The following is a 21,670-nucleotide window of genomic DNA, read 5'->3' as shown; positions in this document are numbered from 1 at the left end:
AAGTTGTAGGGTTTCGGTGTGGACCCGGAATACGCCCCCGTCAATGGACGGAAGAGGCCACAGCGGTCACAGAGGACACATCGCGAGGTGGCCGACGAGTTGCGCGCCCGGATCAGGTCCGGAGAGCTGCGACCCGGCCAGCGCATGCCCACTCAGGCGAAGCTCGCGGACGAGTTCGGCGTCGAGCGCGGCGCCGTACGCCAGGCGCTGCGCATCCTGCAGTCCGAGCAGTTGCTCACCAACGTCGCCAAGGGTGCTCCGGCGACCGTCGCCGACCGCCCCGGCGGCGCGCCGACCGGCCCGGAAGCGCTGCCCCAGCCCACCACGGCGGTCCTCGCGCCCCGTATCGCCGCGGCCTTCGAGGCCGAGCACGTCGAGATCGACGCCGTCTGCCTGACCGCGGTGTCCCTCACCCTCGCCATCGGTGAACCGCTGCGCCGGATCCATGCCGGACGGATGAAACCGGCCAAGGTCGACGTCCGCGTCCTGCTGCCCGGCAGGAACATCGACCTCGCCTTCCCGGTGGCGGTCCAGGACCCGGACGGCGACCGGGGCGGCAGCCGCCGTGGCGGCCGTGGCGACGATCCCGTGCACGAGCGGTGGCTGTCGATGCGCAACGCCCAGGGGCAGGTGCTCCGGCACAGTCTGCTCGCCCTGCGCGCCACCCACGGCATCGACGTGCGGGTCTCCTTCCGGGCTCTGCCCTTCACCCCGCCGGTGAAGCTGTACCTGCTCAACGGCGCGGAGGCGCTGTTCGCCTACTACACGCTGTCCCGCAGCGAGGCGCAGATCGACCGGGAGAACGTCCAGACGTACGACGCGCAGGGCACCCGCTCCACGCTGTTCACGTTCGGGCAGGACGCCGGGATGCGGGACAGCGCCTTCGTGGCGCAGTCCCGGCTGTGGTTCGACGCGTTGTGGGAGACGATCAGTTCGGAGCTGCTGCTCACGAGCTGACGTCCCCCGCCCCCATGGGCGGGGGCTCGGCAGGTGCGGTGGGATCAGAGTGCGGGCCGCGCCACCAGCAGCGCGAGCAGGACGGCCCCGGCGGAGCTGACGCCCGGGCTGTTGGCCTTGATGCCGACGGTGAGCAGCAGCAGACCGATGATGCCGGCGATGCCGTACTTCCATTCGACGTACTGCTCGAGGGTGACGACGAGGACCGCGGAGATGAGAGCGAGGACTGGCACGATTTCCCCCTTCGTGCTACTTCGTGCTTCCCTGTCGACGGAAGCGAAACCTCCGCCAACTCGGTCAAGTTGGCAACCAACTCTAGCTAGGTTGTCCCCACTTGGTGGGTACTTGTAAACAACTTTCAAACAACTCCCCATGGATAAATCAGAGTTGTAGCGTTTGGTCGTGACCCAGGAGAACGTCGCAGTGAACGGCAACAGCAGGAAATCGCCCCAGCAGATCGCCGACATCCTGCGCGAACGTATCCGCGCCGGGGAGCTCAGGGCCGGCGAACGCCTGCCCACCCAGGCCGAACTCGCCGAGGAGTTCGGTGTGGAACGCGGCGTCGTCCGCCAGGCACTGCGCGTCCTCGCCGACGACGGCCTGCTGAGCAACGTCAGCAAGGGCAGCCCGCCCAGGATCGCCGAACCGGCCCCGGCGTCCGGCGAGCCCCAGCCGACCATGGTGGGCCTCGCCCCCCGCCTCACCGACGCCTTCCACGCGGCGCACGTCCGTATCGACGTCGTGTCCCACACGTCCGAGACGCTGATGGTCGCCGTCGGTGAACCCGTCCGGCTGATCCACGAGGGCAGGCTCCGTCCCGAGTCGATCGAGTTCCGCGTCCTCCTGCCGTCCCGGACCATCAACCTGGCCTTCCCCGTCCTGGTCGCCGACGCCGACGCCGACGCCGACGCCGACGCCGATCCGGTGCACGAGCGGTGGCTGCAGATGCGCAACGCCCAGGCCCAGGTGCTCCAGCACAACCTGCAGTCCGTCCGCCACACCCACGGCATCGACGTCCACGTCAGGTTCCGGGCCCTTCCCTTCACCCCGCCGATGAAGCTCTACCTGCTCAACGGACAGGAGGCGCTGCTCGGTTACTACCTGCTGGCCAGACGCGAGGAGGAGTGGGGCACCCAGATCCTGGACATGTACGACGCCCTCGGCTCCCAGTCCCTGCTCTTCTCCTTCACCAAGCAGGCCGGCCGGCGGGACCAGGCGTTCGTGGAGGAATCCCAGAAGTGGTTCGACGCCCTCTGGGAAACCATCACAACGGACCTGACACTCTCCTAGTGACTTCTGATGCGATGCGGACCGAACCGGTGGCACACGGGACCGAGGACGACCGGAAGGATCCCAGAGATCCGGACGAACCGAATGCGCTGGGAGACCTGATCAGGGGCGCCCGCGTCGTGCTGTGGGACTTCGACGGTCCCGTCTGCCGCCTGTTCGCGGGGCACTCGGCGGAGCGGGTGGCGAGGGAGCTCGTCGAGTGGCTGGAGGGCCGGGGCCTGCACGGGCTGCTGACGGAGCCCGAACGCGACTCCCTGGACCCGCACGTGGTGCTCCGCGCCGTCGACCGCAGACACCCGGGCAGCGACCTGGTGGACGAACTGGAGGCGCGGCTCACCCAGGAGGAGATGCTGGCCGCCTCCTCGGCCTGGCCCACCCCCTACGCCGACCCGCTGATCCGCACCTGGACCGCGGTGGGCTCCCGGCTGGCCATAGCGACGAACAACTCCCCCCGAGTGGTCCGCGAGTACCTCGCCGGCCGAGGCCTCCTCGGCTGCTTCGCTCCCCACGTCTACGGCCGCGCCCAGCAGCTGAGCCGGCTCAAGCCGGACCCCCACTGCCTCAACCGGGCCCTGAACGCCGTGGGTGCGGCCCCGAGCTCCGCCCTGATGATCGGCGACACCCCCTCCGACCTCCACGCCGCCAGAGCGGCGGGCGTGCCCTTCCTCGGCTACGCCCGCAACGAGGCGAAGGGAAAGATCCTGCGGGCCGCCGGCGCCACCGTGATCCTGCCCTCGCTGGAACCCGTCCTCACCCTGATCCGCACCGCGTCCCAGGCCTGAACCATCAGCAGGGCCAGGAACACGGCGGCCCCCACGGCAAGACCGTCCCGCCGGGCCCGCGCCCACATGCCGACTGCGGATCCGTCACACACCGCCGGCCCCCACGTTCAAGCTCTACCTGTTCAACGCCGTCGAGGCCCTGCACGGGATGTACGAGGTGATCGAACGGCCGATGGAGCCGGCGGCCGAAGAGGTGATCATGGCATTGGACGTCCTGGGCCTCGGCGCCGCGCTCACCCACCACGTGAAGGACGCGTCCCCGACGTCTTCGGGACCGGTCTTCGCCGACAGCATGCGGCAGTGGTTCGACTCGGTGTGGAATCCGCTCTCCACCGATGTGTGAGCGGGACTCGGGGCGCCTTCCTGTAGCATGCCCGCACCGGCTGAGCAAACCCTCCTCGGCGTTCGTGTCAAGAGGCTGACGAGCCAGTCTCGAACAAGCCCGCGCGGCCCTCACGCAGCACGGTGCCACCCACCTGTGCGCCGGGCGCGCTACTCCGTCGCGGGCGCTCATCGTGCGTGACACCGGCCTCGTGCCTACCGTTTGCCATGTCGTGACTCCCCTCGCACCATCGGAGTGGTCAGTGGGCGCACCTCCCCTTCCCCGTCCCGACCTCGGGGAACGTCCCGCGTCCTTTCCGGGATACCGCTCCTTCGTCGACCTGGCCGAGCGGACGGGGCAGGCGATCAGCGGCCATCACAACCGGAACTACGTCGTACCGGTCACACCGGCCATGGCGAAACCGCTGGGCCGTGAGACCGGCACCTCCGTGACCGTACGGATCCGGCGCCCCGAGGTACTGCCGGTGGTGATCAGGACGTGGCGCAACGAACAGGAGATCCTCAGCGCCGTCAAGGGGACCCTGCCGTACGTGCCGGAGGTTCTGGCCAGGGGAGACGGCTTCGCGATCCACAGCTATGTGGAAGGAGTCCCGCTCTCCAGCGTCTGTGGGAACGGCAAGCCCGTCGACTCCCTGCTCGTCCGGGAGCTGGCCCGGCTCCTGGCCCGTACGGCTCTGGTACGACGCAGCGGTCTCCCTCCGCTGCCGCCCGCCTGGCCCCGCAGCAACACGGACAGCCAGGGCTTTCTGCGCACACTGACGCGTCTCTCGGACCAGCAGATCAGAGAGCCCAACTGGTCCTCGTTCGGCGGGCTGTTCGCGGCCCTGGGCATTCCCGGGGACGCTCTGCTCGGACTGGCCGAGCGGGTCCCCGTCATGGCGCGGCGACCGTTCGGCCTGCTCCACGCCGACCTGCACCGCGACAATCTGATCCTGCCGTACGCCGGTGACCGGCCGCCCGTCTGCGTGGACTGGGAACTGGCGACCTACGGCGATCCGCTGCACGACCTGGCGATCCATCTGGTGCGGATGCGGTACCCGGCACACCAGTTCTCCGAAGTGGTGGACGCCTGGGCGGACGCCATGCGGGAGGTCCGTCCGGCCGCCGTCAACGGCCTGGGGAAGGACCTGCGCCACTACCTGGCCTTCGAGCGCGCCCAGTCCGTGTATCCCGACGTGATGAGGGCGGCGCGGTCCCTCGGGGAGTCGTTCACCCGGAACAGACTGGACGGGGCGACGGCGGAGGTGCGCAGGGCGCTGGAGGCGGCGGCCGAGCCGCTGCGGCTCCGGAGTGTGCCGGGGGAGGGGGAGATCGAACGGGCGCTGTTCCGCTGGCTGGCGGCCCGCGCCGGTGGGAGCGGTGCCGGCCGCAGCCTGATGGCGAGAGCCTTCTCCTGGCAACCGGACCGGCGCCTGGAGCAGCCGGTGGACTTTCCAGAGTCCGCGGTGCGCGACGCGCTGGCGCTCGAGGGAGCGGCTCCGGCGAGCCGGGTGTTCAAGGGGACCGCGCACCTCAACTCGGTGGTGCGCGTGTCGGGTTTCGACCGTCCGGTGGTCGTCCGGCGGAAGCTGCCCGAGGAATGCCGGAGGGAACGCAGCGTCCTCAGCGAGCATGCCGTGCTGCGGGCCATCGAGGAGGCGTTCGTCCCCGTGGCCGCACCCAGGGCCCTGGCGCTGGGCGTCAGCTACCCGGAGGACCCTTTCGCCATCCACACCTACGTGGGGCCGGACGACACCGGCCGCCCCCCGAACCACCCGGTCAACGGCCTGCTGCCGCACGAAGCGGATGGTCTCGTGGACCAGCTCCGCGCCCTGACACGGGTGGACTACGGACAACTCGATCCGCTGGCGGGTGCGAGGGGTTTCCACCGCCGGCTCAAGGACCACCTGGTCCTGCTGGTGGCCGAACTTCCCGAGAGGTCGCAACGCCTGGCGCGGCACCTCGGGCTGCCGGACGCCGACCGCCTCGACCAGATCCTGTCCCGCCACACCGTCAGCGACCGGAGTCCCTCCCTGCTGCACGGCGATCTCAACCCGTGGAACCTGGTGCGCAGGGACGACGCCCTCGCGCTGACCATCATCGACTGGGAGATGGCCCTGGTCGGCGATCCTCTCCACGACCTGGTGCGCCATATGCACCTGACGCCCACCCGCCCCGAGATCCGGGACCGGATGTTCCGCCGCTGGGAACACCGGCTGCCGTCCGAACACACCCGTGACTGGCGGAAGGACTGGCAGGTGTACCGCCTGCTGGAAATCGTGCGCTCCGCCTACATCGACCTCGACCGCATCGTGACCGGGGCGAGCCTGGACGCTCCCAACGTCCAGCGGGCGGTGGACTCGTACACGATGACTCTGGCAGTGGCCACCGGTTCGCTCGGCCTGCCGACCCGTGCCACCGCCAATTCCCGTCTTGCCCGGGCCCTGGTGCGGGCGGAGCCGGCGCCGACCCGTGTCGTCAGGCGGCGGTGCCGTCCTTCCCGTCGGCTTCCGCGTCGTCCGTGAGGGGTCCTGCTGCCGGTGATGCGCCCCGGGATCGTGGCCGCGTTCATCCTCAACTTCGTCAACTGCTGGAACGAGCTGTTCCTCTCGGTGACGCTGATGAACAGCGAGGCCAACAAGACGGTCCCGACGGCGCTCAACGGCTTCATCTCCAGCTTCAACATCGACTGGGGCTCGATGTCCGCGGCGGCCGTCCTCACCATCCTCCCCACCATGCTCGCCTTCGCCTTCGCCAGCCGCCACATCGTCCGGGGCCTCACCTCGGGCGCGGTCAAGGGCTGAGGGCCCCGGCCGGGTGACGGGAGGGCGCGGCCCCGGATCCGGCGGCGCGCTCCCCGCCCGCCGGGCGAGCCGAAGCGGCTGTACCGGGGGTCGTAGCGTCCCGTCCGCCCCCGTCCGCCCCGGTTCGGGCCGGCAGGCCGGCAGGTCGGGCGAAGGCCCTGGGAGGCATGGGAGGACGAGACGACAGACGACAAAGGCAAGGAGAGTATCCGTCTCCTTGCCCTTCTCAACGTATAGCGCACCGGGGGGCTTGCGGCAAGGCCCCGGTCGTGCCGCAGAATCGTCGCCCTGGGCCGGAACCTGCGTAAATCGGCGATTCGCGAAATGCGTGCGCCGTTGTCAAGGTATGCGCCTCGCGCGGGGCGTCGGACCGTCGGTGCCGCGCGCGGTGCGGTCCGTGCGGTGCGGTCCGCGCGGTATCCGGCATCAGACATCGTTCGTCCGGGTGGGGGTTTTCATGATTGACGTGATCGTGGCCGGCGGTGGGCCGACCGGGCTGATGCTGGCCGCCGAACTGCGGCTGCGGGGTGTGCGGGTGGTCGTGCTGGAGAAGGAGGCCGAGCCGACAGGGCACGCCCGTGCGCTCGGGCTGCACGCGCGCAGTGTCGAGGTGATGGACCAGCGCGGTCTGCTGGGGCGGTTCCTCGCGGAGGGCAAGAAGTACGCGGTCGGCGGTTTCTTCGCCGGCATCGACAAGGGGTGGCCCGAACGGCTGGACACCGCGCATTCGTACGTCCTCGGCATTCCGCAGCCGGTCACCGAACGCCTGTTGACCGAGCACGCCGTCGGGCTCGGTACCGAGATCCGGCGCGGCTGCGAACTGGTCGGGCTGAGCCAGGACGAGGACGGGGTGAGTGTCGAACTGGCCGGTGGGGGAGGCACGCGGCTGCGCTCGCGCTATCTCGTCGGCTGCGACGGCGGCCGCAGCACCGTGCGCAAGCTGCTCGGCGTCGGCTTCCCCGGCGAGCCGAGCAGGGTCGAGACGCTGCTCGGCGAGGTGGAGCTGGACGTGGCGCCGGAAACGCTGGCCGCCGTGGTGGCCGAGGTCCGCAGGACCCAGTTCCGGTTCGGCGTCATCCCCGAGGGGGGTGGGGTGTACCGCGTCATCGTGCCCGCCGAGGGCGTGGCCGAGGACCGTACGGTCCCGCCGACGCTCGAGGAACTCAAGCAGCAGCTGCGGGCGTACGCCGGCACCGACTTCGGCGTGCACTCGCCACGCCGGATCTCCCGCTTCGGTGACGCGACCCGCCTCGCCGAGCGCTACCGGGCCGGCCGGGTGCTGCTGGCCGGCGACGCGGCGCACATCCACCCGCCGACCGGCGGTCAGGGCCTCAACCTCGGCATCCAGGACGCCTTCAACCTCGGCTGGAAACTCGCCGCCGAGGTGGGCGGCCGGGCACCGGAAGGGCTGCTGGACAGTTACGAGGCCGAACGGCGCCCGGTGGCCGCCGACGTGCTGGACGGCACCCGCGCGCAGACGCTCCTGCTGTCCCACGAGCCGGGCCCCCGGTCGGTGCGCAGGCTGCTGACGGAGCTGATGGACTTCGAGAACGTGAACCGGTACCTGATCGAGAAGATCACCGCGATCGGGATCCGCTACGACGTCGGCCACGATTTTGGGGAGGAACACGAGCTGCTCGGCCGACGGCTGCGGGACGTGGAGTTGAAGCGGGGACGCCTGTACGAGCTGATGCACGCCGGCCGCGGACTGCTGCTCGACCAGACCGGCGGCCTGCTCTCGGTGCGGGGCTGGGCGGACCGGGTCGACCACGTCGTCGACGTCAGCGGGGAACTGGACGGCGTACCCGCGGTCCTGCTGCGGCCGGACGGACACGTGGCGTGGGTCGGCGACGACCAGGAGGGCCTGCTCCGCCACCTGCCCCGGTGGTTCGGCGCCGCCGGCGGCAGGTAGGCGACCGGCCGGGGCTTCTCGTCCCCGCCGGCTTCGCGGACCCTCCGCCCGCCGCTGTCGGCGTACAGGTCCGTCCGGCCCTGGCAAGATTTCCGTGAAGCCGAGGTGTGCAACCGTGCGCCGGTGACGCTCCGTCACCCGTAGTGGTGTCGGAGCAGGGCTATGAGGATGACGCGGTGGCGGAGCAGTGGGACCCCCGCGCGTCCGGCCATGATCCGTTTCTGGAGCTTCAGGTCGGTGATGCGGCCTTCGTTGACGCCGGAGTTGAACGGGGTGGTGATGCCCTGCATGACTGCGGGCTGGTCCTCGCGGATGGCTTTGGCCAGGCTGGCCAGGGCCGGAAGGCGGGCGGTGGTGAGTTGCTCGAGCCAGTGCGGCAGCGGGGCGGCGTCGCGGGCGTCGAGCATGGCGGCGAACTGTCGCACCAGGTCGTGGGTGCGCTTCAGTTCCGGACAGTGCTGGAACAGTCGCTCGAGTGAGTCGGCTGCGTGCAAGCTGCGGCGGGATGGCGTGGTGGTGATCCAGCGGGCGACTTCGCGGGGCGAGGGCGGCCGTTCGTGTGGGGTGTCGATCGGCAGGCCGCGACGTAGCGGTGCGATGGCCGTCTTGACCCGTTGGTAGTGGCCGCGGTAGCCCTTGGCGGCGATCTCCTGGTGGAGCACCGTTGCCGTGTGCTCGCCTTCCTCCCACCGCTGCCGCAGGTACTCCAGGTATGGATCGAGGCTGCTGGTGCGGCGGGGTCGGGTGCGGCGTACGCATTCCTGCCAAGTGGCGGCTCGGGCGTACTTGGCCACGGTACGCCGGTTCAGGCCCAGCTCGCGGGCTGCGGCGCTGAGCGAGCAGCCGGTGCCGGTCACCGCGTGGACCGCCTCGAACAGCCGCTTCGCGTGGCGGCGGGCTGGGGTGTCAACCTGGTCGCAAGGGCCAGCTCGGTTTGCTGGTGGCGGTGCCGGTTCGGGCTCGAGTACTGCGGCAGGCAGGCAGCCTCGGTGCGTGGCGGCGACATCCCCGACCCGCTTCGACAGCCCTTGCCACAGATGGAAACGATCGCTGGCCTGCACCGCGTCAGGGGCGCCGTCGGTGATGCCCTGACGGTAGACCAGCGAGCCGTCCCGGCAGACCACCTCAACACCGGGGTGCGCGCGCAGCCAGGCTGCCAGCTGCTCGGAGTCGCGCCCGGCCCACAGCTCGATCGGCAGCCTGGTCTCGGCGTCCACCAGCAGGGTTCCGTAGACGTCTGCGTACAGCGCGAAGTCGTCCACGCCCAGCACCTGTGGAATCGCTGCCGGCGGAAGCGGCAAACGCATCAGGTGGAAGAGCACGCTGGTCCGCGACAGCGGCACCTTCAGGATCTGCAGGAGCCGGGTGCCGCCGCGGCCGGCGAGCAGTACCCCGGCCGTCTCCACCAGGTGCTGCAGGAGCGGGCTGCGGCGCTGATAGCGCGCCGTCAGCCCGGCGATCTGCTCAGCGAACGTCCGTCGGCCGCAGTTCGGGCTGTCACAGAACAACCGCCGCACGGACAGCCCGATCAACACCGGGCGCCCACCGACAGAGACATCGGACAGCATGCGGTCATAGCGACTGTGCACCCGCGCAGAACCACGACCGCAGTCTGGACACGCCACCGTCAACTCCCGGGTGCAGGCCGCAACGCGAACCACACCGCCCGCCACCCACACTCGTTCCACCCGCACCACGTCCAGGTGCGGAGACATGATCCGTACGAGGTCATCACACTCGCCGACAGTGCCACCATCCGTTACGGAGCGTCACCGGCGCACGGTTGCACACCTCGGCTTCACGGAAATCTTGCCAGGGCCACTTTTCTCCCCGGTTGCGTACGGACCAACGTGCCCAGCCTTGACCGCCGTCGCCGCCGGCACGGCCCCCGACCGGCCCGCCGATCGACACCACCCGGCCCGCAGCAGCGACCCGATCTCCCTGACCGTCCCGGAGATCCGCCACCTGTTCGCCGCCGTATTCAACCCACCGGCCGTGACCACAGCCAGACTGCGGCACTGGTCCACCTGGCGCAGACGCCACCAGGCAACAGCCCGACGCAGCCACTACCGACGGCGGTCCCCCGACGAACCTGCTGGACAGGCCACGAAACCGCACTGGAGTATTAGGCAATGCCACCTAACGAGCTCGTGCATGGTTGGCATTGGCGCGTCGAGACCTTGATCGTCGATCATGGTCTGTGTGGTGGGGAACCGGACGCGTGCAGCGATCATCCGCAGTCGACAGATCACCGGATCGGACTCCTGTCCGAGGGCCCCGTGGTGGAGATCCTCGCGGATGCCGACTACCAGGGCCTGGGTGCCCAGACCGGCGGCCGCGTGGTGACCCCGCCCCACCGCAAGTTCAAGAAGAACGCTCCCCAGTGGTACGAGGAGATTCATGAGCAACGGCGCAAGGCCCATTCCGCACGCCGCATCCGTGTCGAGCACGGCATCGCCCACCTGAAGAACTGGAGAGCCCTCGCCCGCCACCACGGTCGACGTGAGCACATGAGTGACACCATCCAAGCTGTCGCCGCACTGCTCTCTCACCAACAGACGATCACCCTCGCGATCGATGAACGAGTGTGAACACCGGGCCGGTTCACACCCCTCGACGCGCCAATGCCAACCATGCACGAGCTCGTTGGGGTCGCGGCAACTCTGCTGACTCCCGCACTGCAGGCGGAAGGATTCCCATGTCGACCGTGGCCACAGAAAAAAGCCTGGGCTTGGGCTCCATCGCCGCGAGACTCGAACGGCTGCCGCACTCGCGGTGGCACGTCAAGGTCCGCTTCCTGATCGGCGCTGTCACCTTCTTCGAGGGGTTTGACTTGCTGCTCGCCGCCTCCGCACTGCCCGTCCTGACCGAGCGGTGGAACCTCTCCACCGGTCAGGCGACCTTCGCCGTCACCGCCGCCTCGGTCGGCATGCTGTTCGGCGCGTTCGGCGCCGGCTGGCTCGGCGACAAGATCGGCCGGGTGCGCACCGTCGCCCTCGGCGTGCTGATCACCGGCCTCGCCAGCATCGCGGTGGCCTGCTCCGCCAACATCGAGATGTTCGCCGGCTTCCGCTTCGTCCAGGGCATCGGCATCGGCGGCGTGGTGCCCATCGCCGCCACCTACATCAACGAGATCGCCCGCTCCGACAACCGCGGCAAGCTGGTGCTGCTCTACGAGTTGATCTTCCCCGCCGGTCTCTCGGCGGCCTCCCTGACCGCCGTCTGGGTCGTCCCCAACCTCGGCTGGCAGGCGATGTTCCTGATCGGCGGCCTGCCGGTGCTGCTGGCCCTGTTTTTGGTCCGCAAGGTGCCCGAGTCGCCGCGCTGGCTGGCCTCCCAGGGACGCCTGGAGGAAGCCGAGGAGGTCATCACCAAGATCGAGACCGAGGTCCAGGCCTCGGCCAAGGAGCCGCTGCCCAAGCCCTCCCTGGACATCCCGGCCGAGGAGTCCCGCGGCCGCCTGCGCGAGATCTTCCAGGGCCGCTACCTGCGCCGCACCGTCATCCTGTCAACCATGTGGTTCGTGGCCTACTACGTGAACCACGGCATCATCACCTGGCTGCCGTCGCTCTACACCAAGCAGTTCGGGCTGGACCTCGCCACCGCGCTGATCTACTCCCTGATCAGCAACACCACCGGTCTGCTGGGCACGCTGATCGCCGCGCTGGTGGTCGACCGCATCGGCCGCAAGCCGCTGCTGCTCACCGCGCTGATCGGCACCACGGCCGCGCTGGCCGCGCTCGCGGCGGCCGGCGCCACCTCCGGCGGTCAGGTCGCGCTCTTCGCCTCCTGCACCACCTTCTTCATCTTCGTCATCAACGCCTCGCTCTACCTCTACTCGCCGGAGCTGTACCCGACGCGCAACCGCGCCAAGGGCGCCGCGTTCGGCGGTGTGTGGAACCGCCTCGGCGTGATCCTCGGCCCGATCACGGTCGGCGCGATCATCGCCTCCGGAGCGAGCCTCAACGTCATCTTCATCCAGCTGGCGGTCGTCGCCGCGGTGGGCGCGATCGTCGCCTGCTTCGCAGTGGAGACCAAGGGCAGGACGCTCGAGGAGCTCAACGCCTGACGGCTGCCGCGCGCATCCCGCAGTCCGCTGCTTTCCTCCGACGGCAGAAGGGCCGGAGGTCCCCGATTTCCGGGGTCGTCCGGCCCTTCTCACATCCGGGCGCCCACCCGAAGCCATTAATACTCCAGTGCGGTTTCGTGGCCTGTCCAGCAGGTTCGTCGGGGGACCGCCGTCGGTAGTGGCTGCGTCCTTGCGCTTCCGTGAGCGGCAGGAGGTCGAGGCGGAGCTGATCGCGCAGGGCTGTGAGGTGGAGGACGTTCGCGACGCGCCCGACGGGCCGGGCAAGGAGTTCGTCTTCGTCGCGCGACGTCCGTAGCTCAGCCCACGAGAGACCTCGCCGCGCAGATTGATCGGGACTCGACCACTTCGCCGAGCAGATCCAGCGGGAAACCTCACAAGCACTGGGAACGGCCAACAGCCGTCGCGTGCGTGGACGGGGGGGCGCGCGTGGCGTGGCGCACTATTGCAAGCAGCTGCTTGCAATAGTTAGCGGAGTGGGGCAGGGTGGAGGCATGGCATCACTCAACGTCGGCAATCTCGGTGAGTATCTGCGGGAGCAGCGGCGCAACGCGCAGTTGTCGCTGCGGCAGCTCGCCGATGCCGCCGGGGTGTCCAATCCGTATCTGAGCCAGATCGAGCGCGGGCTGCGCAAGCCGAGCGCGGAGGTGCTCCAGCAGGTCGCCAAGGCGCTGCGGATCTCCGCCGAGACGCTGTACGTGCGCGCCGGCATCCTCGACGCCGAGCGGGACCGCGACGACGTGGAGACACGGGCCGTCATCCTCGCCGACCTCACCCTGACCGAGCGTCAGAAGCAGGTGCTCCTCCAGATCTACGAGTCCTTCCGCAAGGAGAACGGGTTCGCGGGTCCCGAGGACGGCGAGACGACGGGGAGCACCGGTGCTGCCGGCACCGCTCAGGGGGCCGAGGTCCGGGAGGTTCCGGACGTCGCAAAGGCTCCGGACGGTTCCGTGGGTGGTGCCGGGATGCGGAGAGGGCGCCAGGGCGGTGGCGGCGCGTCCGCCGGGCGCCGGGCTCCCTCCACCCGCAAGGGCGGTACGTCCGCCGAGCGCCGCCCCCGTACGGCCGGCGGCAGTGACACCGATCCGCAGCAGACGGCCGGCTGAGCCGGACCAGGGCACCGGCCGCCGCCGCGGATCACACAGACCCTCAGCCGAAAACGAATCCGGGAGGACCCTCACCATGGCCATCACCGACGACCTGCGCAAGACCTTCAGCCACCCGACCCCCCTCTACTTCGCCGCCGGCACCGCCGACCTCGCTCTGCAGCAGGCCAAGAAGGTGCCGGGGCTGGTGGAGCAGATCCGCGCCGAGGCTCCTTCGCGCATCGAGGCCGTCCGCCAGACCGACCCGAAGGCCGTCCAGGAGAAGGCGACCATCAGGGTCAAGGAGACGCAGGAGACCGTCCAGACCAAGGTCGGCGAGTTCTTCGGCTCGCTCGACACCGACCTGAAGAAGTTCGGCGAGAGTGCTCAGGACCTCGCCCTGCGCGGCGTCGGCGTCGCCGCCGAGTACGCCGTCAGGGCCCGGGAGACCTACGAGAAGGTCGCCGAGCACGGTGAGCAGACCGTGCGGACCTGGCGCGGCGAGGCCGCCGAGGGCATCGAGGACATCGCCGTGGCCGTCGAGCCGAAGACCGAGCCCAAGCCGAAGCTCGAGGCCGTCGAGGTCACGGACGACAAGGACGCCAGGGGCGAGAAGGCCGTCCCGGCTCCCTCCGCGTCCGCCGAGACGAAGAAGCCCGCCGCCAAGAAGGCGCCGGTGCGCAAGCCCACGGCCAAGAAGACGACGCCGTCCGCCGAGTAGGCGCGGGCGGAGCAGCAGCGGTGAGCCGTGGGTGAATCCGAACGGGCCGGGCACTCCTGTGGTGTCCGGCCCGTTCCACGGATAGCCGGCCGGCGGTTGTGGGTACGGTGGACCGCGTAAGGACAAACCGAATCGGGTGGTGGACGTTGTGCTGATGCAGGGCTTCGCTGGGTTCATGTGGCTGCTGAGCGTGGCCCTGATCGTTTTCAGCGGCTTCGCGCTGATCGACGCGGCCACCCGCCGTGAGGACGCCTACCGCGCGGCGGACAAGAAGACCAAGCCGTTCTGGCTGATCATCCTCGGGCTCGCCTTCGTGGTGAACCTGATCTTCAACATCCTGTCGTTCCTGCCGATCATCGGGCTGATCGCGACCATCGTCTACATGGTCGACGTCCGTCCCGCCCTGCGAGGCCTCTCCGGCGGCGGGCGCAGCCACAGGGGATCCAGCAGCGACGGCCCGTACGGTCCGTACAACGGCGGACGGTAGGACGGACCGTACGGGGAGCAGCGGTCACGGCTGCGGCTGCGGCTGCGGCTGCGGCTGGGGCACTCGGTCCAGGAGGAGTACCGCCACGTCGTCGGTCAGCTCGCCGCCGTTGAGGTCGCGGGCCTCGTCGAGGGCCGCCTGGAGCAGTTCCTCGCCGCGCAGGCCGTCGGTGAGCCGGCGGTCGACCATGCCGACCATGCCGTCCTGGCCGAGCCGTTCCCCGGTGTCGCCGACGCGGCCCTCGATGAGGCCGTCGGTGTAGAGCATCAGGCTCCACTCGGCACCCAGTTCCACCTGTGTACGCGGCCAGTGGGCGCCGGGCAGCAGTCCGAGCGCGGGGCCGTTGTCGTCGTACGGCAGCAGTCGCGCGGGGTGTCCCGGGCGGGCGAGCAGCGGTGACGGATGGCCGGCCAGCCACAGGCCCGCCTCCCGGCCGTCGGGGGAGATGTCCACCGCGCAGAGGGTCGCGAAGATCTCGTCGTCCGCGCGCTCGTGTTCCAGCACCTGCTGCAGCGTGCCCAGCAGCTCGTCCCCGCACAGGCCCGCGAGCGTCAGCGCGCGCCAGGCGATCCGCAGCTCCACGCCGAGGGCCGCCTCGTCCGGACCGTGGCCGCAGACGTCGCCGATCATGGCGTGCACGGTGCCGTCCGGGGTGCGGACGACATCGTAGAAGTCACCGCCGAGCAGGGCGCGTGAGCGGCCCGGACGGTAGCGGGCGGCGAAGTGGAGCGGGGAGCCGGCCAGCAGCGGCGTCGGCAGCAGCCCGCGTTCCAGCCGGCGGTTCTCCCGGACGTGCAGCCTGCCCTCGGCGAGCCGGCGCTCTGCCGAGTCGGAGCGCTTGCGCTCCACCGCGTACCGGATCGCCCTGCTCAGCAGCCGGCCGTCCAGCTCGTCGCGGAAGAGGTAGTCCTGCGCGCCCACGCGTACCGCCTCGGCGCCCCGCTCGGCGTCGCCGGACGCGGTCAGCGCGAGAACGGCGTGCCGGGGCGCGAGCTCCAGCACGTGCTTGAGCACGGCGAGCTCGTCGTTTCCCGCACCGCCGGCGGTGCCGTCACCGTTGCCGGCTCCGTTCGCCGCCCGGCCGCCGGGTGCGGGCAGGGCGAGGTCCAGCAGGATGCAGTGGACGTCGTCGGTCAGCAGCCGCTCGGCCTCGGTGAGGTTGCGGGCGGTGCGGACGCGGATCGGCCTGCCGCTCCGGTCGAGCAGGGCGGGCACGATCGGCGAGCCCGCCGGGTCGTCCTCGATCAGCAGCAGGGTGAGGTTGGTGGGGGCGGTCGAGGTCGCCTCGGCGCTGTCCGGCGTGATCCTGGTCCTGGCCTTCTCCGTGTGGTTCTCGGTGTCGGTGCGGGCTGTGGCGCTGTCCGCGGTGTGTTCCGTGGGGCGCGGGGCCGTGGTACCGGCCGCCGGGGTGCCGTCGGTGGGGCCGCTGTTCATGGATGCGGCGTGCGCCTGACCGCTTTCCGCGGCCGGGAGCGTTCTCTGCCGCGGTATGGGTACGGGCATCGTTCCGGGTTCCTTCCCTCCCCCCGAGGGCGTGGTGGGGGCACGGGATCTCGGCCCGTCCCCGTGCTCACGAACTGTCCGCGAGCGGGGGTGCCCCTTTCCAGCGGGGACGATAGCGGGTGTCGACGCCGCAGCGGAATGGCGTGGAGCACGTCGTTCGGCCATCCGTCAGTGCCATATGCCGCGTTATGGGCGGCATTTGGACGGGCTCGCAGATGCAGCCCGAATGACGAACGTCACGTCCACGGGGGTTCGGCGGGGCCCGCCGCGTGGACTGGGTCACACGGTGCGGGTCACGGGGGTGTTGGGCGGGCCGGGGCGGGCCGAGCGGAGCGGGAGTGGCAGGGCGGGCCCCGCGTCACTCAGTCCGCGTCCCCGTCGTCGTCGCTCCCGCTTTCACCGCCGGTCCCGCCCGGGCGCACCACCCCGAGGATCGGCATCGAACCGGCGCCCGCGGTCGTCACCGTCCGTCCCGGGCGCGGGGCGTGCACCATGGAGCCGTCGCCGATGTACATGCCGACATGGCTGGCGTCGTCCCAGTAGACGATGAGGTCGCCCGGCCGCATGTCCTCGACGGCCACGCGCGGCAGCCGGCGCCACTGCTCCTGCGAGGTGCGCGGGATGCCCTGCCCGGCGGATGTCCACGCCTGTGAGGTCAGCCCCGAGCAGTCGTACGCCTTCGGGCCCTCGGCACCCCACACGTACGGCTTGCCGATCTGCGCGGTGGCGTACGCGACGGCCTTCTCGCCCTGCCCGGTCGCCTCGGCCGCGGCGCCGTCGAGGGCGCCGGACCTCAGCCAGGCGGCCTGGGCCCTTCGGGCGGCCTGCCGTTCCAGTTCGGCCAGGCGCTCCTTCTCCTCCTGCTCCAGCTCGGACTCGACCTTCTCGGCCGCCGCGATCTGCTTCTCGATCTTCTTCTGCGCCTTGGCCTTCGCCTCGCGACCCGTCTCCAGCTTCCGCCACTGGGCCTCGGCGTCCTGTGCGTACTGCTCCAAGTCCTCCTGCGTACGCCTCATCTCGCCGAGCAGGCCCTTGGTCGCGTGCTGGCCCTGACGTATCCGGCCCGCGCCGACGAGGAAGTCCTGCGGGGTGTCGCTCAGCATCAGACGGGCCTCGGGCGGAAGCCCGCCGACGCGGTACTGGGAAGCGGCCGACGCGCCCGCGCGGGCCTTCAGGTCGTCGAGTTTCTCCCGGCCCTTGACGGTCTTCCCGGCCAGCTCGACGATCTCGGCGGACTGCTGCTTCGCCTTCTCCTCGGCGGCGTTGTACTCCTCGGTGGCGACGGCCGCCGCGCGGTAGAGCTCGTCGAGCTTCTTGCGTACGGCTTCGAGGTCCCTGGAGGGGGCCGCCCCGGGAGCCGCGCCCGGACCGGCACCCGGGTCCGCTCCGGCGCTCGTGCTCGGACCGGGGGACGGCGGGGGAGCGGGGGCCGCGAACGCCGCGCCCGGTGCCGCCAGCACGGTGATCGCGCAGACCACGGTCACCGCCGTCGTCGTCAGAGTGCGCCTGCCCGCCTTCATGACCCCGCCCCCGAACCGATCGGCCGTCAGTGGCATCCCGTCGTCCGGGGGATGCTGCCATGCCGGCCCGTGAAGTGACCAGAGGTGACACTTCCCATCTCCCCCTCCGCGTCATGACGGTCACCCCGTCGATGTGACGAACGACCCACCGGGGTCGTTCCCGGTGTCGGTCCGGGCGCAGGGGGCGCGGGAGTGCCGCCTCACCTCCGCGGCGCCAAGGCCTCCCACCGCACCGTGACTTCGCCCTGCCGCCACCGTGCCGGGCCGTCCGTCACCGGCCAGTCGGCCGCGAGATCCCGCACCGCACGGATCCAGCGCTGGCGGGCGCCGTACGAGGCGTAGGGCGCCGCTGCCGCCCAGGCGCGGTCGAAGTCGCGCAGGAAGGCGTGGACCGGCTCGCCGGGGACGTTGCGGTGGATGAGCACCTTCGGCAGGCGTTCCGCCAGGTCGGAGGGGCGTTCCAGGGAGCCGAGACGGGTCGCGAACGTGACCGTGCGCGGCCCCTCGGGGCCGAGGGCGACCCATACGTGCCGCCGCCCGATCTCGTCGCAGGTCCCCTCGACCAGCAGTCCTCCGCGCGAGCCCCGCTGCGGGGCGGCCGGGGCGAGCCGCGCGCACAGCCGCTCCCAGACGGCGGCGACCTCGGCCTCGTCGTACTGGCGCAGGACGTTCGCCGCGCGGACCAGCGTCGGCCGGCCGGGGAGCGGGACCTCGAAGCCGCCGTGCCGGAAGGACAGCCCTTCCCGCTCGTAGGGGCGGGCCGCCGCGACCCGGGCCGGTTCGATCTCGACGCCCACCACGTGCGCGCGGGGGGCCACGGTGCGGAGGCGGTGCAGCAGTTCGACCGCTGTCCAGGGGGCGGCGCCGTAGCCGAGGTCGACGGCGACGGGGGTCTTCGCGCGGCGCAGTTCGGCGCCGTGCGTGGCCGCGATCCAGCGGTCCATGCGGCGCAGGCGGTTCGGGTTGGTCGTTCCGCGCGTCACCGCGCCCACGACGCGGGTCCCCCCGCTCATGGGGGTCCCCCCGCTCGAGCGGAGCCGAGAGTGGGGGAGGAGCCGAGAGTGGGGGAGGGTGACGGCGCGGGCGGTCATGTGTACGAGGGTATGCGGGTACCCGGAACGGGTCCGAATCGGCACCGAACGGGCCCGATGGGGCGCCGGTGAAAGCCGCTGTCCGCGCGGACGGGCCCCTCCTTGCCACGCACCCCGCTCTCGAACGGTTGAGCGACATCCGGTAATGGTTCGGCAAAAACCCGATCCGGGGAGGCCGTCCGGAAATGGCGACGCCCACCTCCGGTGTTGGAGAGCAGGAGGGCTCCGCACGCCCCCGCAAGCCATGCCCGCAGCGAGGAGGACCGGCACGTGAGCCAGTACATGGCCAGGCTCGGGCGGCGTTCCCCCGCCGCATCCCCACGGCTGCGACTGCACCGCAGGCCCCGCCGTGTGGCGATGCTCTCCGTGCACACCTCTCCGCTCCACCAGCCGGGCACCGGCGACGCCGGCGGCATGAACGTCTACATCGTGGAGCTCGCCCAGCGCCTCGCCGCGATCAACATCGAGGTCGAGATCTTCACGCGCGCGACCGCCGCCGCCCTCCCCCCCACCGTCGACCTGGCGCCCGGTGTCCTCGTCCGGCACGTCGACGCCGGCCCCTACGAGGGCCTCGCCAAGGAGGAACTGCCGGCCCAGCTGTGCGCCTTCACGCACGGTGTGATGCAGGCATGGGCCGGCCACCGTCCCGGCCACTACGACCTGGTCCACTCCCACTACTGGCTCTCCGGCCACGTCGGCTGGCTCGCCGCCCAGCGCTGGGGCGTTCCCCTGGTGCACGCCATGCACACCATGGCCAAGGTCAAGAACGCCAGCCTCGCCGCCGGCGACACCCCGGAACCGGCCGCCCGCGTCATCGGCGAGACCCAGATCGTCGCCGCCGCGGACCGGCTGATCGCCAACACCGCCGAGGAGGCGGACGAGCTCGTCCGGCACTACGCGGCCGGGCAGGACAAGGTCGCCGTCGTCCACCCCGGCGTCAACCTCTCCCGCTTTCGCCCCGCCGACGGAAGGGCCGCGGCCCGCGCCCGCCTCGGCCTGCCCCAGGACGCGCTGATCCCGCTCTTCGCGGGCCGCATCCAGCCCCTCAAGGCTCCGGACGTGCTGCTCCGCGCGGTGGCGGTCCTGCTCGGCGAGCGTCCCGAACTGCGCTCGAGGATCTGCGTCCCCGTCGTCGGCGGCCCCAGCGGAAGCGGCCTCGCCAAGCCCGAGGGGCTGCAGAAACTCGCCGCCCGCCTGGGCATCGCCGACGTCGTACGGTTCTGTCCGCCGGTCGGGCAGGAGCAGCTCGCCGACTGGTTCCGGGCCGCGTCCGTCCTCGTCATGCCGTCCTACAGCGAGTCCTTCGGCCTGGTCGCCATAGAGGCGCAGGCGGCCGGCACGCCGGTGCTCGCGGCCTCGGTCGGCGGACTGCCGGTGGCCGTACGGGACGGGGACACCGGTTTCCTCGTCCAGGGCCACGACCCGCGCGCGTACGCGCGTGTGCTGCGCGAGCTCGCCGACGCGCCGCACCTCGTCGACCGGATGGGCGACGCCGCCGCCCGGCACGCCCTGTCCTTCGGCTGGGACAGGTCGGCCGCCGCCACGGCAGACGTCTACACGGCCGCGACGCAGGCGCACCGCCGTCACGTACGCTCGCACCATGGCTGACAGGGCGGCGGAAGCGGCGAAAGCGGAGCATGGGGCGGCGCAGGTCGTCGAGGGCGTGCTGAAGGACGCCGAGCTCGACTGGGAGAGCCCCGCGCCCGGCACATACGTCGTGAAACTGCCCGGCACCCGCAAGCTGTCCACGACGGTCTCCCTCATCGTCGGCCGCCACTCGCTCTCCCTCAACGCCTTCGTCGTCCGTCACCCCGACGAGAACGAGGCAGGCGTCCACCGCTGGCTCCTCGAGCGCAACCTCAAGCTGTACGGCGTGGGTTACGCCGTGGACCCGCTCGGCGACATCTACGTCACCGGGCGCTTCCCACTGGCCGCCGTCACCCCCGACGAGGTCGACCGGCTGCTGGGCCAGGTCCTGGAGGCGGCCGACGGCAGCTTCAACACCCTCCTGGAGCTCGGGTTCGCCACCGCGATCCGCAAGGAGCACGCCTGGCGGGTGTCGCGCGGCGAATCGACCCGGAACCTCGACGCGTTCGCCCGGCTGATCGAGCGCCCCTCGGAGGGATGACGACCGCGCAGGTCACCGCGGAATTCCGAACGGACGTGCGGGAATGTGCTGTTAATCTGCCTCGATCCGGATCCTGTCGGTCAGGGTCCCCGCATGAAGAGGACGTGCATGCGCACAGGCAGATCCGCGGTCGTGGCCGCGCTCACGGGAGCGCTCACCCTCGGGGTGTTCGCCGCCCCGTCCGCGCACGCGGCCGACACCGGCGTCACGGTGACGGACATGGTCGTGAACAAGGGCAAGCCCATCGTCGTGGGCGTTTCCGAGGAGAAGAACCCCGGCGTCGGCTTCCGCATGACCTGGCCCGTGGGCTACACCTCCGGTGACATCACCGCCTTCCCGTACCTGTACCACGACACCACGGCCGCCAAGGCCCGGGACAAGGGCGGCATCTACACGGGCTTCGTCACCTACTACGACGACACCCCCCGCGCGGCGGACGTCGAGGGCGAGCTCTACATCGATCCCCGCTGGACCCTGGACTCCAACAACGACGCCACCACGTGGAAGATCGCTGTCAACGTTCGCCTCTGGACCCCCAACGACAAGCTCAAGGCCGAGGAGAACCTGACCGGTTTCGGTACGGTCCAGGTCAAACGCGCCGCGCGGGCCACGGTCAACGCCTCCCCGGAGCCGGTCGCCAAGAACAAGACGCTCACGGTGACGGGCAAGCTGACGCGCGCCGACTGGGTGAAGCACGCGTACGTCGGCTACGGCTCCAAGCTGGCCAAGCTGCAGTTCCGCAAGGCGGGCACCAGCACCTACACCACGGTCAAGACCGTGCGGGCGAACTCCACGGGCTCCCTGAGGACCACCGTGAAGGCCACCACCGACGGCTACTGGCGCTGGACGTTCGGCGAGACGTCCACGACGGGCGGGGCGACGGCGGCGGGCGACTACGTCGACGTGAAGTGACGTGGAGTGACATGAAGTGAAGTGACGTGACGCGGCGGTACGGCCGCCGGCCGGTCGGCCGTCCGGGGGC

General features: G+C 70.8%; 20 protein-coding genes and 2 pseudogenes. 17 read left to right on the top strand and 5 right to left on the bottom strand.

The features are described from left to right. Positions 1-18 precede the first annotated feature (18 nt). Positions 19-957, top strand: coding sequence for a FadR/GntR family transcriptional regulator (locus ACWZEH_RS15705; RefSeq protein WP_456199046.1), 939 nt, complete (start codon positions 19-21; stop codon positions 955-957). Positions 958-1,001: 44 nt separating this feature from the next. Here the strand turns inward: ACWZEH_RS15705 and ACWZEH_RS15700 are convergent, their stop codons facing one another. After that, on the bottom strand, positions 1,002-1,190 hold the full coding sequence (locus ACWZEH_RS15700; RefSeq protein WP_456199045.1) for a hypothetical protein: 189 nt from the start codon (positions 1,188-1,190) through the stop codon (positions 1,002-1,004). Positions 1,191-1,353: 163 nt separating this feature from the next. Between ACWZEH_RS15700 and ACWZEH_RS15695 the strand changes: the two genes are divergently transcribed. The 6 genes from ACWZEH_RS15695 (at position 1,354) to rox (ending at position 8,066) form a co-directional block, all read left to right on the top strand. Next, complete coding sequence (locus tag ACWZEH_RS15695) at positions 1,354-2,247, top strand: GntR family transcriptional regulator (protein ID WP_456199043.1); 894 nt, start codon at positions 1,354-1,356, stop codon at positions 2,245-2,247. After that, positions 2,196-3,029, top strand: a complete 834-nt coding sequence (locus ACWZEH_RS15690; protein ID WP_456199041.1) for an HAD family hydrolase — start codon at positions 2,196-2,198, stop codon at positions 3,027-3,029. Before ACWZEH_RS15695 ends, ACWZEH_RS15690 begins: the two co-directional genes overlap by 52 nt. Before the next feature lie 157 nt (positions 3,030-3,186). Beyond that, entirely contained in the window at positions 3,187-3,372 is a 186-nt protein-coding gene (locus tag ACWZEH_RS15685) for a hypothetical protein (RefSeq protein WP_456199040.1), read from the top strand. Between the two features lie 241 nt (positions 3,373-3,613). Then, complete coding sequence (locus ACWZEH_RS15680; RefSeq protein WP_456199039.1) at positions 3,614-5,875, top strand: phosphotransferase family protein; 2,262 nt, start codon at positions 3,614-3,616, stop codon at positions 5,873-5,875. A 15-nt stretch (positions 5,876-5,890) separates the two neighbouring features. Further along, on the top strand, positions 5,891-6,154 hold the full coding sequence (locus ACWZEH_RS15675; protein ID WP_456199037.1) for an ABC transporter permease family protein: 264 nt from the start codon (positions 5,891-5,893) through the stop codon (positions 6,152-6,154). A 457-nt stretch (positions 6,155-6,611) separates the two neighbouring features. Continuing rightward, positions 6,612-8,066 carry a rifampin monooxygenase gene (gene rox, locus ACWZEH_RS15670; RefSeq protein WP_456199036.1) on the top strand — a complete coding sequence of 485 codons (1,455 nt, stop codon included), beginning with the start codon at positions 6,612-6,614 and terminating at the stop codon, positions 8,064-8,066. Between the two features lie 134 nt (positions 8,067-8,200). Here rox and ACWZEH_RS15665 read toward each other — a convergent pair whose 3' ends face one another. Then, positions 8,201-9,781 (bottom strand): ISL3 family transposase, encoded by a 1,581-nt coding sequence (locus ACWZEH_RS15665; protein WP_456199035.1) that lies wholly within the window; start codon positions 9,779-9,781, stop codon positions 8,201-8,203. A 145-nt stretch (positions 9,782-9,926) separates the two neighbouring features. Between ACWZEH_RS15665 and ACWZEH_RS15660 the strand changes: the two are divergent. The 7 genes and pseudogenes from ACWZEH_RS15660 to ACWZEH_RS15630 all read left to right on the top strand — a co-directional run. After that, positions 9,927-10,145 (top strand): annotated as a pseudogene (locus tag ACWZEH_RS15660) (IS701 family transposase); the annotation flags it as partial. Between the two features lie 53 nt (positions 10,146-10,198). Then, positions 10,199-10,657, top strand: a complete 459-nt coding sequence (locus tag ACWZEH_RS15655; protein WP_456199033.1) for a transposase family protein — start codon at positions 10,199-10,201, stop codon at positions 10,655-10,657. A 107-nt stretch (positions 10,658-10,764) separates the two neighbouring features. Next, positions 10,765-12,135 carry an MFS transporter gene (locus ACWZEH_RS15650; RefSeq protein WP_456199031.1) on the top strand — a complete coding sequence of 457 codons (1,371 nt, stop codon included), beginning with the start codon at positions 10,765-10,767 and terminating at the stop codon, positions 12,133-12,135. A 184-nt stretch (positions 12,136-12,319) separates the two neighbouring features. Continuing rightward, a pseudogene (locus ACWZEH_RS15645) lies at positions 12,320-12,451 on the top strand (SAM-dependent methyltransferase); the annotation flags it as partial. 196 nt (positions 12,452-12,647) lie between these two features. Beyond that, a complete protein-coding gene (locus ACWZEH_RS15640) occupies positions 12,648-13,259 on the top strand; it encodes a helix-turn-helix domain-containing protein (protein WP_456199029.1) in 612 nt (203 codons plus the stop codon). A gap of 76 nt (positions 13,260-13,335) precedes the next feature. Further along, positions 13,336-13,959, top strand: coding sequence for a hypothetical protein (locus tag ACWZEH_RS15635; protein WP_456199027.1), 624 nt, complete (start codon positions 13,336-13,338; stop codon positions 13,957-13,959). Between the two features lie 154 nt (positions 13,960-14,113). Further along, entirely contained in the window at positions 14,114-14,446 is a 333-nt protein-coding gene (locus ACWZEH_RS15630; protein WP_456199026.1) for a DUF2516 family protein, read from the top strand. Positions 14,447-14,470: 24 nt separating this feature from the next. Here ACWZEH_RS15630 and ACWZEH_RS15625 read toward each other — a convergent pair whose 3' ends face one another. The 3 genes from ACWZEH_RS15625 to ACWZEH_RS15615 all read right to left on the bottom strand — a co-directional run bounded on the left by ACWZEH_RS15625 (position 14,471) and on the right by ACWZEH_RS15615 (position 18,482). Beyond that, positions 14,471-15,949, bottom strand: coding sequence for a PP2C family protein-serine/threonine phosphatase (locus ACWZEH_RS15625; RefSeq protein ID WP_456199024.1), 1,479 nt, complete (start codon positions 15,947-15,949; stop codon positions 14,471-14,473). 362 nt (positions 15,950-16,311) lie between these two features. Further along, positions 16,312-17,469, bottom strand: a complete 1,158-nt coding sequence (locus ACWZEH_RS15620; RefSeq protein WP_456199022.1) for a C40 family peptidase — start codon at positions 17,467-17,469, stop codon at positions 16,312-16,314. A gap of 200 nt (positions 17,470-17,669) precedes the next feature. Continuing rightward, a complete protein-coding gene (locus ACWZEH_RS15615; protein ID WP_456199020.1) occupies positions 17,670-18,482 on the bottom strand; it encodes a class I SAM-dependent methyltransferase in 813 nt (270 codons plus the stop codon). A gap of 348 nt (positions 18,483-18,830) precedes the next feature. Between ACWZEH_RS15615 and mshA the strand changes: the two genes are divergently transcribed. The 3 genes from mshA to ACWZEH_RS15600 all read left to right on the top strand — a co-directional run bounded on the left by mshA (position 18,831) and on the right by ACWZEH_RS15600 (position 21,600). After that, positions 18,831-20,168 carry a D-inositol-3-phosphate glycosyltransferase gene (gene mshA, locus ACWZEH_RS15610; RefSeq protein ID WP_456199018.1) on the top strand — a complete coding sequence of 446 codons (1,338 nt, stop codon included), beginning with the start codon at positions 18,831-18,833 and terminating at the stop codon, positions 20,166-20,168. After that, positions 20,161-20,688, top strand: a complete 528-nt coding sequence (locus ACWZEH_RS15605; protein ID WP_456199016.1) for a type III secretion system chaperone family protein — start codon at positions 20,161-20,163, stop codon at positions 20,686-20,688. The genes mshA and ACWZEH_RS15605 overlap by 8 nt, the downstream gene beginning before the upstream one ends. A gap of 108 nt (positions 20,689-20,796) precedes the next feature. Further along, a complete protein-coding gene (locus ACWZEH_RS15600) occupies positions 20,797-21,600 on the top strand; it encodes a hypothetical protein (RefSeq protein ID WP_456199014.1) in 804 nt (267 codons plus the stop codon). Positions 21,601-21,670 lie beyond the last annotated feature (70 nt).

This window comes from Streptomyces yamdrokensis, from assembly GCF_053890455.1.
The sequence above is the reverse complement of the archived record's forward strand: the minus strand, read 5'-3'. Positions and strand labels throughout refer to the sequence as shown.

Bases quoted from the DNA above. Each gene is read 5' to 3' on its own strand.
- rox (WP_456199036.1), top strand. From the start codon at position 6,612: ATGATTGACGTGATCGTGGCCGGCGGTGGGCCGACCGGGCTGATGCTG.
- ACWZEH_RS15665 (WP_456199035.1), bottom strand. From the start codon at position 9,781: ATGTCTCCGCACCTGGACGTGGTGCGGGTGGAACGAGTGTGGGTGGCG.
- ACWZEH_RS15655 (WP_456199033.1), top strand. From the start codon at position 10,199: ATGCCACCTAACGAGCTCGTGCATGGTTGGCATTGGCGCGTCGAGACC.
- ACWZEH_RS15650 (WP_456199031.1), top strand. From the start codon at position 10,765: ATGTCGACCGTGGCCACAGAAAAAAGCCTGGGCTTGGGCTCCATCGCC.
- ACWZEH_RS15640 (WP_456199029.1), top strand. From the start codon at position 12,648: ATGGCATCACTCAACGTCGGCAATCTCGGTGAGTATCTGCGGGAGCAG.
- ACWZEH_RS15635 (WP_456199027.1), top strand. From the start codon at position 13,336: ATGGCCATCACCGACGACCTGCGCAAGACCTTCAGCCACCCGACCCCC.
- ACWZEH_RS15630 (WP_456199026.1), top strand. From the start codon at position 14,114: ATGCAGGGCTTCGCTGGGTTCATGTGGCTGCTGAGCGTGGCCCTGATC.
- ACWZEH_RS15625 (WP_456199024.1), bottom strand. From the start codon at position 15,949: ATGCCCGTACCCATACCGCGGCAGAGAACGCTCCCGGCCGCGGAAAGC.
- ACWZEH_RS15620 (WP_456199022.1), bottom strand. From the start codon at position 17,469: ATGAAGGCGGGCAGGCGCACTCTGACGACGACGGCGGTGACCGTGGTC.
- ACWZEH_RS15615 (WP_456199020.1), bottom strand. From the start codon at position 18,482: ATGAGCGGGGGGACCCGCGTCGTGGGCGCGGTGACGCGCGGAACGACC.
- ACWZEH_RS15605 (WP_456199016.1), top strand. From the start codon at position 20,161: ATGGCTGACAGGGCGGCGGAAGCGGCGAAAGCGGAGCATGGGGCGGCG.
- ACWZEH_RS15600 (WP_456199014.1), top strand. From the start codon at position 20,797: ATGCGCACAGGCAGATCCGCGGTCGTGGCCGCGCTCACGGGAGCGCTC.